Source organism: Hyphomonas sp. (assembly GCF_040882205.1).
GTDB lineage: Bacteria > Pseudomonadota > Alphaproteobacteria > Caulobacterales > Hyphomonadaceae > Hyphomonas.
On record NZ_JBBEBT010000349.1, the window covers coordinates 1 to 10,910 of the forward strand.

General features: G+C 63.2%; 16 protein-coding genes. 4 read left to right on the top strand and 12 right to left on the bottom strand.

Features of this window, described 5'->3' with window-relative positions; genetic code table 11:
- A partial coding sequence (locus WEA77_RS15205) for a Na+ dependent nucleoside transporter N-terminal domain-containing protein (protein ID WP_368068716.1) occupies positions 1 to 431 on the bottom strand: 431 nt, incomplete at its 3' end.
- Between the two features lie 726 nt (positions 432 to 1,157).
- Between WEA77_RS15205 and WEA77_RS15210 the strand changes: the two genes are divergently transcribed.
- The 3 genes from WEA77_RS15210 to WEA77_RS15220 all read left to right on the top strand — a co-directional run bounded on the left by WEA77_RS15210 (position 1,158) and on the right by WEA77_RS15220 (position 3,519).
- Entirely contained in the window at positions 1,158 to 1,625 is a 468-nt protein-coding gene (locus WEA77_RS15210) for a hypothetical protein (protein WP_368068717.1), read from the top strand.
- 1 nt (position 1,626) lies between these two features.
- Entirely contained in the window at positions 1,627 to 1,839 is a 213-nt protein-coding gene (locus WEA77_RS15215; RefSeq protein ID WP_368068718.1) for a hypothetical protein, read from the top strand.
- A gap of 117 nt (positions 1,840 to 1,956) precedes the next feature.
- Entirely contained in the window at positions 1,957 to 3,519 is a 1,563-nt protein-coding gene (locus WEA77_RS15220; RefSeq protein WP_368068719.1) for a S10 family peptidase, read from the top strand.
- Positions 3,520 to 3,582: 63 nt separating this feature from the next.
- On the opposite strand, the gene WEA77_RS15225 is transcribed toward WEA77_RS15220, so the two are convergent.
- On the bottom strand, positions 3,583 to 3,951 hold the full coding sequence (locus WEA77_RS15225; protein ID WP_368068720.1) for a VOC family protein: 369 nt from the start codon (positions 3,949 to 3,951) through the stop codon (positions 3,583 to 3,585).
- Positions 3,952 to 4,092: 141 nt separating this feature from the next.
- Here WEA77_RS15225 and WEA77_RS15230 point away from each other — a divergent pair, with 141 nt between their 5' ends.
- Complete coding sequence (locus WEA77_RS15230) at positions 4,093 to 5,010, top strand: SDR family NAD(P)-dependent oxidoreductase (protein WP_368068721.1); 918 nt, start codon at positions 4,093 to 4,095, stop codon at positions 5,008 to 5,010.
- Between the two features lie 544 nt (positions 5,011 to 5,554).
- On the opposite strand, the gene WEA77_RS15235 is transcribed toward WEA77_RS15230, so the two are convergent.
- From WEA77_RS15235 to WEA77_RS15280, 10 genes are all read right to left on the bottom strand, one after another.
- Positions 5,555 to 5,791 (bottom strand): hypothetical protein, encoded by a 237-nt coding sequence (locus tag WEA77_RS15235; RefSeq protein WP_368068722.1) that lies wholly within the window; start codon positions 5,789 to 5,791, stop codon positions 5,555 to 5,557.
- A 25-nt stretch (positions 5,792 to 5,816) separates the two neighbouring features.
- Positions 5,817 to 6,410, bottom strand: a complete 594-nt coding sequence (locus tag WEA77_RS15240; RefSeq protein ID WP_368068723.1) for an HD domain-containing protein — start codon at positions 6,408 to 6,410, stop codon at positions 5,817 to 5,819.
- 107 nt (positions 6,411 to 6,517) lie between these two features.
- Positions 6,518 to 6,940, bottom strand: coding sequence for a hypothetical protein (locus WEA77_RS15245; protein WP_368068724.1), 423 nt, complete (start codon positions 6,938 to 6,940; stop codon positions 6,518 to 6,520).
- A gap of 83 nt (positions 6,941 to 7,023) precedes the next feature.
- Positions 7,024 to 7,281 carry a hypothetical protein gene (locus tag WEA77_RS15250; protein ID WP_368068725.1) on the bottom strand — a complete coding sequence of 86 codons (258 nt, stop codon included), beginning with the start codon at positions 7,279 to 7,281 and terminating at the stop codon, positions 7,024 to 7,026.
- A 215-nt stretch (positions 7,282 to 7,496) separates the two neighbouring features.
- Positions 7,497 to 7,919 carry a 50S ribosomal protein L17 gene (rplQ, locus tag WEA77_RS15255; RefSeq protein WP_368068726.1) on the bottom strand — a complete coding sequence of 141 codons (423 nt, stop codon included), beginning with the start codon at positions 7,917 to 7,919 and terminating at the stop codon, positions 7,497 to 7,499.
- Between the two features lie 48 nt (positions 7,920 to 7,967).
- On the bottom strand, positions 7,968 to 8,987 hold the full coding sequence (locus tag WEA77_RS15260) for a DNA-directed RNA polymerase subunit alpha (protein ID WP_368068731.1): 1,020 nt from the start codon (positions 8,985 to 8,987) through the stop codon (positions 7,968 to 7,970).
- 71 nt (positions 8,988 to 9,058) lie between these two features.
- Complete coding sequence (gene rpsK, locus WEA77_RS15265) at positions 9,059 to 9,448, bottom strand: 30S ribosomal protein S11 (protein ID WP_368068727.1); 390 nt, start codon at positions 9,446 to 9,448, stop codon at positions 9,059 to 9,061.
- 12 nt (positions 9,449 to 9,460) lie between these two features.
- Positions 9,461 to 9,829: a 30S ribosomal protein S13 gene (gene rpsM, locus WEA77_RS15270; RefSeq protein ID WP_368068728.1), complete on the bottom strand. Its 369-nt coding sequence runs from the start codon at positions 9,827 to 9,829 to the stop codon at positions 9,461 to 9,463.
- A 149-nt stretch (positions 9,830 to 9,978) separates the two neighbouring features.
- Positions 9,979 to 10,548, bottom strand: coding sequence for an adenylate kinase (locus WEA77_RS15275; protein WP_368068729.1), 570 nt, complete (start codon positions 10,546 to 10,548; stop codon positions 9,979 to 9,981).
- On the bottom strand, positions 10,545 to 10,910 hold a 366-nt coding region (locus WEA77_RS15280; protein WP_368068730.1), incomplete at its 5' end, for a preprotein translocase subunit SecY. The genes WEA77_RS15280 and WEA77_RS15275, both read right to left, overlap by 4 nt.

Below are 10,910 nucleotides of genomic sequence, written 5' to 3' on the forward strand. Positions count from 1 at the left end.
CGCCGGAAGACCGCCGCAAAGCCGTTCGTGATCCAGCGCAGGATGCGCCAGTGCCAGAGAATGGCCGAGAGCGCAGCGACCACGATGATGATCGGCAGGATCTGGAAGAAGAACAGCGGCGGGGCGGAGCCGCCGATCAGTTCGCTGGCGGCGGCGTTGTCACCGACATAGCCGAAGACGAAGCTGGTGCCTGCGCGGGTCGCCGCCTGCAGGCCGCCGACGACATCGTTGGCCTTGAACAGGATTTCGCGCACGACCGGAATGCCGAACAGGATGAGGGCGAAGGCGAACTGCATAAGCGTCGCGCCGAGCACGATCTTCCAGGGAAAGAGATTTTTCTTTTCCGATAGCACCCAGCAGAGCGCATAAATGGCGGCAATCCCGAGCAAAGCGCGGCCGTTATCCCAACCCCATTCAAATCCTGCTGGCATGCCCCGCGCACCTCTCGTTTGTTGTAACCCCGCCGCAAGGCTTAACCGGCCGACCCCGGCTTGGAAAGCAGGCATTGGCAATCGCAATAGCCCTGACTTTCCCTTCGCAGCTGCATCCGCCGCCGGATGCCTGGCCTGGTGGGCGAGTTACGTGGACGCGCGCGGCCGGTTGCCGGACGCAGGATCTCACCTCTTCCGTAAGGATAATCAGCGAATGAAAAGGCAAATTGCCCGCCTATCGGCGCTGTTGCTGGCGGCGTGTTCTGCAGAAAATCCCCAAGCTGCGCGTAATGGTGGCGCAGGATGGTCCGCGCGCTTGCGCCGTCGCTGCAGAAGCCTGGCTGCGTGACGCGGACTATGCCGGCGATGCGCGGGCCTTTTTCTTTGCGCAGGCGGACTTCTGTGTCGCCGGCGCCAGCACATCCGGCGACAGCAAGTTTGCAGACGTTTTGCGCGCGATGGGACGAGATGACCTGGTCGATGAGGCCGAAGCGCCTTACGCTGACTATGCCTGCCCCCGCCAATGGGCGGTGCCGATCGAGATGATCTCGCGGGCGGCCCGCGATTACCCGGATCGTCGTCATCGAAACCGCTCACCATGCCCCCGAACAGTCCGCCTTCGCGCAAGAGATTGTCGCCCGCCTCGCGGCGGATGGCTTCACGGCCTTTGCCGATCACGGGCTGACGCTCGGCCCGGGCGGCGCAGCGCATCCGGACGTCTTGCTCATGTCGGAAGGCCTCGTCACCCGCGATCCCGGACATGGCCGCTTGCTGCGGGAAGTGAAACGCAACCGGCTGGCCCTGGTCGATGCCGGCGTCTGGTGGACGAGCGCGGATGAACTGGCCTCGCTCAGCCTCGCCGAGCAAGCCGCCCGCCGCGAGGGGGCGCGTACCAATCAGGTCAGCCGCCGGGCGTTCACACGCGGCCCCGGCGCGCGGGTGATTTTCTATAAGGAGCGCTCTGCTGATCAGGCAGCGTCTGGCGCCCTGAAGGCGGATGGTGGCCGGCGGACGGGGCAAGAGCCCTTGCTGATCGCCCTTACCGGCTGCGCAGGCGCCTTCGAAGAACCCGCATACCTGCCCTCTTACCAAGAAGGCCAGATGCCCCAAGGTGACGGCGAACTCGTGTTCGCGATCCCGCGCGGCCATCAAGGCCGGATGCCGGACTGCGGGCCGGAGCGCCGGGGAGCATGAGGTGCCCGTACCCGCCGGGTTTCTCGAAGCGGCGCGGCCCCTGCCGGTCGAGGCACGCCGCACCAGAGACCCGGACCTCGCAGTGCCCGAAGACCGCGTGATGCTGTTTGCGGGAGTTGCGCTCGCGCTGGTCCTGCCTGATGGCGATTACCGGATCGAGGCCTGGACCAAAGACGGCCCGGCAGCGGCGGTCAGGACGGTTTCGATCAACTGACCCCGGTGGTGGTTTGACGCCGACCGGAAGCGGGCTTAGGTTTTACCTTTGATTTCAATCGTCTGGATGTTTTTCCTGAGGAATATCCGGAAGCGTTTCGAAGGGCAGACAGCAGACATGAAACTCCCGGTTATGTTACTGGCCCTCGCCTTGGCCCTCGCCTTGGCCTGCGCCATGCCGGCCATTGCCGCGCCCGATACCAAGGCGTCGGAGGAAAAGCCCGCCGCTGAAAAAGACGCCCGGCCGGTTCCGGAACCTGTGATGTTCAAGAGCACGCATACCGGCACATTCGGCGGCCAGAAGATCTCCTACCGCGTGGAAGCGGGCGAGACGCATATAAGGAATGCCGAGGGCGAGCCCGCCGCCAGCCTGTTCACCATCTCCTATATCCGCGAGAACGTCAGCGGGCCGCGGCCGGTTTCCTTCGTGTTCAATGGCGGGCCGGGCTCGGCATCGGTCTGGCTGCACCTGGGCCTCCTCGGGCCCAAGCGCGTGAAGGTGGCAAGTGACGCCGATGCCGACGACGGCGCGGCGCCCTACGCCCTGCTCGACAATCCGCTGTCGATCCTCGACGTGACGGATCTGGTGTTCGTCGATCCCATCGGCACCGGCTATAGCCGCGCTGTCGGCAAGGGCGAGGACAAGGATTACTGGAGCGAGGAAGGCGATGGCAGCTCCATCGCCGAACTGATCCGCATCTGGATCACCGAACACAAGCGCTGGAATGCGCCGAAATACCTGATCGGCGAGAGCTTCGGCACAACGCGGGCGGCCTACCTCGCCAATCGTATGCTGACCGGCGATGTGGACATCGCGCTCAATGGCCTGGTGCTCATCTCGCAGGCGCTCGATTATGAGGGCTCCACCTCCGCGCATGACAATATCTATTCCTATGTCACCTACCTGCCGAGCATGGCGGCGACCGCGCAGTTTCATGGCCGCGCCGGCACCGGCGTGCCGCAAAGCCAGTTCCTCGCCGAAGCGCGCGCCTTTGCGCGGGATGAGTATGGGGCTGCACTCTGGAAAGGCTCGGCCATGACGGCGCCGGAGCGCGCCCGCATCGCGCAACGTCTCGCCTACTTCACCGGGCTTTCGCCCGCCTATATCGAGACGTCGGACCTGAAGATCCTGATGCACCGGTTCCAGAAAGAACTGCTGCGCGACAAGGGCGTGGCGCTTGGCCGTCTCGACGGCCGCTATCTCGGCGACGAGGCGGATGATGTGGCCGAAGGGCCGGAGGCGGACGTGTCGGGCTATGCTATCGGCTCGGCCTATTCGGCGCTGATGAACCACTATCTGTCGACCGATCTCGGCGTCTCGATGGACCGGCCCTACATGGTTTCCAGTGAAGCAGCGGGTAATGGCTGGAACTACCGCGACGTGCCGGAAGGCGAATACTGGGAGCCGCGATTCCTGAATGTCAGCGCCAAACTGACGACCGCGATGCGTCAGAACACGGCCATGAAAGTGTGGGTCGCAAACGGGTACTTCGACCTGATCACGCCGTTCTTCGACGCGGAGATCACGTTCGCCCGTTACGGTATCCCGAAGGAGCGCGTGGCGATGACCTATTATCAGGGCGGCCATATGATGTACCTCAACGAAGGCGCCCTCGCCGCGTTGGCCGCAGACCTGCGCACCTTCTATGCGGGCAAGCTGGAAGACGCCCGACCTGATTGATCCACCAAAGCAAAACCCTCCGGCGATGACCGGAGGGTTGTGCCGTTCAGACGTCCGCCCGCCCTAGCCGAGCTTGCAGACGCAGATTTTGTTGCCGTCCGGATCGCGGAAATAGGCGCCGTAGAAAGTCGGCATCCGGTTGCCCGGCGCCCCTTCGTCGGTTGCGCCGAGTGCAATGGCCTTGGCATAGACCTTGTCCACCACTTCTGTACTGGCGCAGGCCAGCGCCGGCATGACGCCGTTGCCGACACTGGCTTTGCCGGCATCGTAGGGATCGCCGATGCCGATCATCGGCTGGCCGGGGCCGACGCCGTAGAACTGCAGCCGGTCGTTCGCGAAAAAGCGCTTGGCGCCCATTTCGCCAAGCACGGCATCATAGAATGCCAGCGCCTTTTCCTTGTTGTTTGTCCCGAGTGTCACATAAGCGAGCATGGTATCCTCCCGTATCGCTGGCCGGCAGCAAACATGCCGCAGCCCTTGCGGCAAGGGGTGACGCAGCGGACGCGCTTGACGTTGACGTTAGCGTCTGGTGTGACACCGCCCAGATGCCAAAACCCGCTTGAGGAGTTCCCCATGTCCGAGATCCGCTTTGACGGCCGCGTTGCCATCGTCACCGGCGCTGGCGGCGGCCTTGGCCGCGCCCACGCTCTTGAACTCGCCCGCCGCGGCGCCAAGGTCGTGATCAACGACCTCGGCGGCGCGCGCGATGGCATGGGCGGCAATTCCGCTGCGGCCGAAGCTGTGGTGAAGGAAATCGAAGCCTTCGGCGGCGAAGCCATAGCCAACGGCTCGTCGGTCTCTGACGAGGCCGGCGTGCAGAAGATGATCGACGACACGATGGCCAAGTGGGGCCGCATTGACATCATCATCGCCAATGCCGGCATCCTGCGTGACCGTTCCTTCTCGAAAATGTCGGTCGAGGACATCGACCTCGTGCTGGCCGTCCACCTGCGCGGCACCTTCCTGCCGGTGAAAGCCGCCTGGGACATCATGAAAGCCCAGAACTATGGCCGCATTGTCGTGACCACCTCGTCGACCGGCCTCTATGGCAACTTCGGCCAGGCGAACTATGGTGCTGCAAAGCTCGGCGTAGTCGGCATGATGAACACGCTGAAAATCGAAGGTGCGAAAAACGATATCAAAATCAATACAGTCTGCCCGATTGCTGCAACCCGCATGACGCAAGACATCATGTCCGAACAGATGCTCTCGGCGCTCAAGCCGGAATTCGTGACACCCGGCGTGATCAACCTCGTCAAGGAAGATGCTCCCACCGGCATGATCCTCTCGGCCGGCGCCGGCGCCTTCTCGATGGCCCGCATCGTCGAAACCGCCGGCGTCTTTGTCGGCGCTGGCGACGCGCTGACCGCCGAAGCGGTTGCTGCGAAATGGGACCAGATCACCGACGTCAGCACCACCCGCCCGGCCTTCAAGTCCGGCGGCGAGCATGGCCAGAACATCTTCGCATCGGTCGCTGCCGGCGCGAAATGAGCCGCAAGGCTTAACAGGAAGCGGCGCGAAGCGCAGGCTCTCCGGAATTCAGGAGATGGCCCTGCGACCCGCCCTTCTTGCCTGTCCCTGACCTTCCTGGCTGGCTGCGGCCATTTCAGGAAAAAGGCGGAGACCGAAGCGGCGCCTGGGGCCGAAGTCAGCCGTCCGGTGGACGCTGCGGGCGAGCTGTGCAGCGGCATAGCGGGAAACAGTGTTCAGACGGGCTCGCCTGCATCTTCGAAGCGGGCGCCGGCTATCAGACGGCCGACGCCGGTACCTGCCCGAAAAACCCGCCCCCCTGCACCCGGGAGTGAATGCCGGTGTGCGGATGTGACGGCGAAACCTATGGCAACAGATGCGAAGCGCTCGCCGCCGGCGCCAGCCCTGCCTACCCGGGAGAGTGCCCGCCGACGGACAGCTGAAAACCTGTTTGAACCCCATGGCTTGCAGTCTTAACCCGGAAACCACCTGTAGCTGCCGCCCTCTGCAGGGAGGCACATTTGTTCAGGCATCAACCCGGCACAAGGCTGCGTGCCCGGTCAGGTCAGTCGCCGTCGCCAGCGCCGGAATCCGTCGTGGCGGGCTCGGGCTTGTCGCCCGGATGGGCGTCATTCGCGGGCTTGCGACCTGTATCCAGACCGATATGGACGGTGGGCGGCACAGGGCCGCCATCATCGCCGCCATGGCGCCAGTCACGCGGCGGGCGCCTGGGTGTCTGGCGCAGCGCGAAAAAACCGATCACGGCGGCTACAAGCAGCGCGAAGACGAGAAACTTCAGCATCTGGTCACTGCCCGCTCACGTCGCCCTACTCCGCCTTGCGAAGGTACATCGAGTTCTTCGGCATTGCGAAGAGGCGCTCCACCATCGGTGCGAAGAATTCCAGCGGCTCGCTTTCATACGCCGGGTCAAAGGCCGACTGGTCGTAGAGATGGCAGAACTGGGCGCAGTATTCGAAGTGCGGATTGTCCCGGAACTGGTCGCGCATGTTCCGGTCAAGGCCGAGATGGTGGAAGAAATAGTAGCCCTGGAACATGCCGTGATTGGCGACCATCCAGTGATTGGCCTGCGAGACGAAAGGTTTCAGGATCGCGGCAGCAACGTCCGGGTGATTAAAGCTGCCGAGCGTGTCGCCGATGTCGTGAAGGAGCGCGCAGACGACATATTCCTCATCGCGCCCGTCGCGGTGGGCGCGGGTCGCCGTCTGTAGCGAGTGTGTGAGCCGGTCTACCGGGAAGCCGCCATAATCACCGTCCAGAAGGCGCAAGTGGTCGAGAACGCGCTTAGCGAGCCCTTTGTTGAAGTGTTTGGAATGCTCGGCGATGATATCCCAGTCTTCCTTGGACCCCTCCAGCATCTCGCGGAATTTCGCCTGTTCCTCGACCTTGTGTCCGTCCGCCATAATGTTCTCTCCCGTTTGAGGTGAGACTAACCCGGAAATCCAGGCCTGCAAAGCAAAGAGCCCCGGGTCTTTCTTGCCCGGGGCTCCCTGGCCGGCCGCATCGCCGGTCAGTCCCAGATATTCCCGAGCCCGAGCCGGGCGCGACAGTTGGCATGCCCGGCAAGCTGGCCCGGCAAGCTGGCCCGGCAAGCTGGCCCGGCAAGCTGGCCCGGCGCCGGGGGCGCGTCATAGGCGCGGTCCTCAAGCCGCTGAAGCAGCCAGCCCCCGGATTCGCCGGTGCGCACCCCGGCCGCCTGAACCGCCGATACGATGGCCATGAGGGCCTCGTCCGGCAGGTCGAGGTTATCGCGCCCGCGCGCCTCGGCGAGACGCCAGCCAGCGGGCTCGAGGCGCAGTGCAACGGCCGCCGGGCCGCCGTCACCGCGCCAGACACAGACCGCCATGCGGCCCGCCGCGAGATCGGCCACGAAGTCCCGCAGGCAGTTGCGCAACTCAAGCGCCGTCTTGCTGAGCGCCTCCGTCTGCCGCACCGGTTGAAACGGTTCCGGAAGGCCTGGCGCCGGACCAGCCGGCCCCAATTCCGGAGGCTGGATTACGTCCCGCGCCGTGGCGATCAGGCCAGCCGGTGACCTGGCACGGCCGAGACGCTGGGCAGCGCCGCCACGATGCCAAGCGCTTCGGGGCGCAGGACTTTCGTGTGGCGGATCAGGATGCAGGCCGTGTGCTCACCGAGCAGGTCAAGGAAACGGACATGGCCCTCAGCCTGCCAGAGCACTTCGCCCATGCGGCCAAACGCCTTCATCAGGCCGCCCGGCGGATCACGCCCGAAAATCTCGGCAGCGAGATCTGCGCCGCGGGCCCGTCCCGCCATCCACTGGACATGCGCCGCCGAACAGGAATCCCGGCCAGCGAGAATGGCCGCCGCATGACAGCGCGCTGCCGGCAGGGCGAGAAGCTCCGTGTACGGAGTATACAGATGCGGGGGCGGGAGTATGATCTCCGGCGCGACAAACTGTCAAACATAACCTTCAAAACAAAAAAGCCCGGACCGCGAGGACCGGGCTTTTTTATCCGTTACCGGAAAGACTATTCGTCCGCTGCTTCCAGCTCAGCGGCATGGCGGGCCTTGTCGGCTGCGCCTTTAGCTTCCGGGTCGCGGTCAACCAGTTCCAGCACAGCAACCGGGGCATTGTCGCCCTGGCGGAAACCGGCTTTCAGCACGCGGGTATAGCCACCGTTGCGGTCCTTGTAACGGGCACCCATGACGTCGAACAACTTGCGCACGGCGTCTTCATTGCGGACGGTCGAAAGGGCCGACCGGCGGGCAGAGAGGTCGCCCTTTTTCGCGAGAGTGACCAGTTTGTCCATGATCGGCGCCATTTCCTTGGCTTTCGGCAAGGTGGTGACGATCTGCTCGTGCTCGATCAGGCTCGCCGCCATGTTGGCGAACATCGCCTTGCGGTGCGAGGAAGTCTTGTTGAGCTTGCGGTGTGCAATCTGATGGCGCATGGCGTTGTTCCTTCCGAGGTGGTCAGGCCCCGGTCATATAAACTTGGGCTAGATGTGATCGTCGTATTTCTTGGCGAGGCCTTCGATGTCCTCGGGTGGCCAGTCCGGCACTTCCATGCCGAGATGCAGGCCCATGCCAGCGAGAACTTCCTTGATCTCGTTCAGGGACTTGCGGCCGAAGTTCGGGGTGCGGAGCATTTCCGCTTCCGACTTCTGGATCAGGTCGCCGATGTAAACGATATTGTCGTTCTTCAGGCAGTTTGCCGAACGCACCGACAGCTCGAGCTCGTCGACCTTCTTGAGGAGGACCGGGTTGAAGCCCAGATCCGTCTCGTCGGCTGAGCCGCCCACGTCGAGGGCCGGCTCTTCGAAGTTGATGAACAGCTGCAGCTGGTCCTGAAGAATGCGCGCGGCATAGGCCACGGCGTCTTCCGGCGAGACTGAACCATCGGTTTCAACATCGAGGGTCAGCTTGTCATAGTCGAGGACGGTGCCTTCGCGCGTATCTTCGACCTGGTAGCCGACGCGGCGGACCGGCGAGTAGATCGCGTCAATGGGGATATACCCGATGGGGGCATCTTCCGGACGGTGCGAATCAGCGGCCACATAGCCCTTGCCGGTTGCGATCGTGAATTCCATGCGGACTTCCGAGTTGCCATCCAGCGTACAGATCACGTGGTCGGGGTTCAGGATCTTCACGTCGCCCGAGGTCTCGATCTGGCCGGCCTTGACTTCGCCCGGACCCTTTGCGCGAAGCACCATGCGCTTCGGCGTTTCCGATTCCATGAAGATGGCGACCTGCTTGAGGTTCAGCACGATCGTGGTGACGTCTTCGCGCACGCCCGGTATGGCCGAGAATTCGTGGACAACGCCGTCGATCTGCACGCCGATGATGGCAGCCCCCTGCAGCGAGGAGAGCAGCACGCGGCGCAGCGCGTTGCCGAGCGTCGTACCATAGCCGCGCTCAAGCGGCTCGACGACAAGCTTCGCCTTGCGCTTCGAGTCGTATCCGGCCTGAACTACGGGACGGTTCGGGCGGATCAGGACTTTCCAGTTGCGGTCATTCACGTTGGTCATCAGGTTTCCTCAGGAAACGAATGGCCGCGCCATGGAAGGCGCAGCCGGGAGGTATTCTTGAACTAGACGCGGCGGCGCTTCGGCGGGCGGCAGCCATTGTGCGGGATCGGCGTCGTATCATTGATCGCGGTGACCGTCAGGCCAGCGGCCTGCAGGGCGCGCAAAGCGCTCTCACGGCCCGAACCCGGACCACGCACGCGCACTTCAACCGTCTGGAGGCCGTGCTCCTTGGCTTTCTTCGCTGCGTCTTCAGCAGCCATCTGGGCCGCATAGGGGGTCGACTTGCGCGAGCCCTTGAAGTCCATGACGCCCGAGGACGACCACGAGATCGTGTTGCCCTGCGCGTCGGTGATGGTAACCATCGTGTTGTTGAAGCTCGAGTTCACATGGACAACACCGGAGGTGATGTTCTTGCGCTCTTTGCGGCGGATACGGTTCGCTTCGCGGGCCATGGAATCTCAGTCCTATTTCTTCTTGCCGGCGATCGGCTTGGCCGGGCCCTTGCGGGTGCGGGCGTTGGTGTGGGTACGCTGACCGCGGACCGGCAGTTTCTTGCGGTGACGCAGGCCGCGGTAGCAACCGAGGTCCATCAGGCGCTTGATGTTCATCGACGTGTCGCGGCGCAGGTCGCCCTCGACCATGTAACCGGCGTCGATCGCTTCACGGATCTTGATGACTTCCGCGTCGGTCAGCTGGTTGACCCGGCGCGATTGCTCGATGCCGACCTTCTCGCAGATTTCCTTGGCGAAGGACGGGCCGATGCCATGGATGTAGCGCAGCGAGATAACCACGCGCTTGTTCGTCGGGATGTTTACGCCTGCAATACGGGCCAATGCCGTTTCTCCTCAAGCGGGTTGTTCAAACATAAAATGCGCGCCAGCCGGGCAAAGCACCCGTCGCGCGCACCGGCGGTTAAGCCTGAAGCTAAGAAACGAGGCTTATAGCCACGCTTTTTCGCCCGTCAACAGAAGAACTGCGCGGTTCAGGCCGATTGTTTCAGGGCCGCATCAATCGCTGCGGCCACAGCTTCGATCGTGCCCATCCCGTCGACTTCAACGAGTACGCCGCGTTCCGCATAGAGCGGAACCAGCGGGGCCGTATCCTCATAAAAACGCTCGAGACGGCGGGAGAAAGTGTCCGGATTGTCATCCGCTCTCCCCTGCTCCTCGAAACGCTTCGTAACGCGGGCAAGCAGACGTTCATCGTCCACCCGCATGCGGATAACCAGGTTTACCTGTTCGCCGCGCGACTGCAGCAGGCCGTCCAGCGCCTCGGCCTGTCCCATCGTGCGCGGGAAGCCGTCAAAAATGAAGCCCGTCGCACCGGCGCGGGCTGTAAGCTGTTCATCGATCAGGTCGATCACGATCTGGTCCGAGACGAGGCCGCCTTCGTCCATGATCCTGGCGACCCGTTTTCCAAGCTCCGATCCGGAGGCCCTGGCGGCGCGCAGCATGTCGCCGGTGGAAAGCTGGATAAAGCCGCGTTGTTCAACCAGCCGTTTGGCCTGCGTACCCTTGCCGGCCGCCGGCGGTCCAAAAAGGATCAGATTCACTTACGCTTGCCCCCGAGCTTCGACTTCTTGATCATCCCCTCATACTGGTGAGCGATCAAGTGCGACTGAATCTGCGTGACCGTGTCCATCGTAACGGAAACCACAATGAGAAGCGACGTCCCGCCGATATAGAACGGGATTTGCGGGAAATAGCGGCGCAGCAGCTCCGGGAGGATACAGATGAAGACGAGGTAGAGCGAACCAATCGTCGTAAGGCGCGTCAGCACGTAGTCAATGTAGGCGGCGGTGTTCGAGCCCGGACGGATCCCCGGAATGAAGCCGCCATACTTGCGCAGGTTGTCCGCTGTTTCCGTCGGATTGAACATGATCGACGTGTAGAAGAAGGCAAATAACACAACCAT

Coding starts and splice junctions, on each gene's coding strand:
- rpsK (WP_368068727.1), bottom strand. CDS start 9,448: ATGGCCCGCGAAGCGAACCGTATCCGCCGCAAAGAGCGCAAGAACATC.
- WEA77_RS15230 (WP_368068721.1), top strand. CDS start 4,093: ATGTCCGAGATCCGCTTTGACGGCCGCGTTGCCATCGTCACCGGCGCT.
- WEA77_RS15225 (WP_368068720.1), bottom strand. CDS start 3,951: ATGCTCGCTTATGTGACACTCGGGACAAACAACAAGGAAAAGGCGCTG.
- WEA77_RS15240 (WP_368068723.1), bottom strand. CDS start 6,410: ATGGCGGACGGACACAAGGTCGAGGAACAGGCGAAATTCCGCGAGATG.
- rplQ (WP_368068726.1), bottom strand. CDS start 7,919: ATGCGCCATCAGATTGCACACCGCAAGCTCAACAAGACTTCCTCGCAC.
- WEA77_RS15220 (WP_368068719.1), top strand. CDS start 1,957: ATGAAACTCCCGGTTATGTTACTGGCCCTCGCCTTGGCCCTCGCCTTG.
- WEA77_RS15210 (WP_368068717.1), top strand. CDS start 1,158: ATGTCGGAAGGCCTCGTCACCCGCGATCCCGGACATGGCCGCTTGCTG.
- WEA77_RS15250 (WP_368068725.1), bottom strand. CDS start 7,281: ATGGCGGGACGGGCCCGCGGCGCAGATCTCGCTGCCGAGATTTTCGGG.
- WEA77_RS15235 (WP_368068722.1), bottom strand. CDS start 5,791: ATGCTGAAGTTTCTCGTCTTCGCGCTGCTTGTAGCCGCCGTGATCGGT.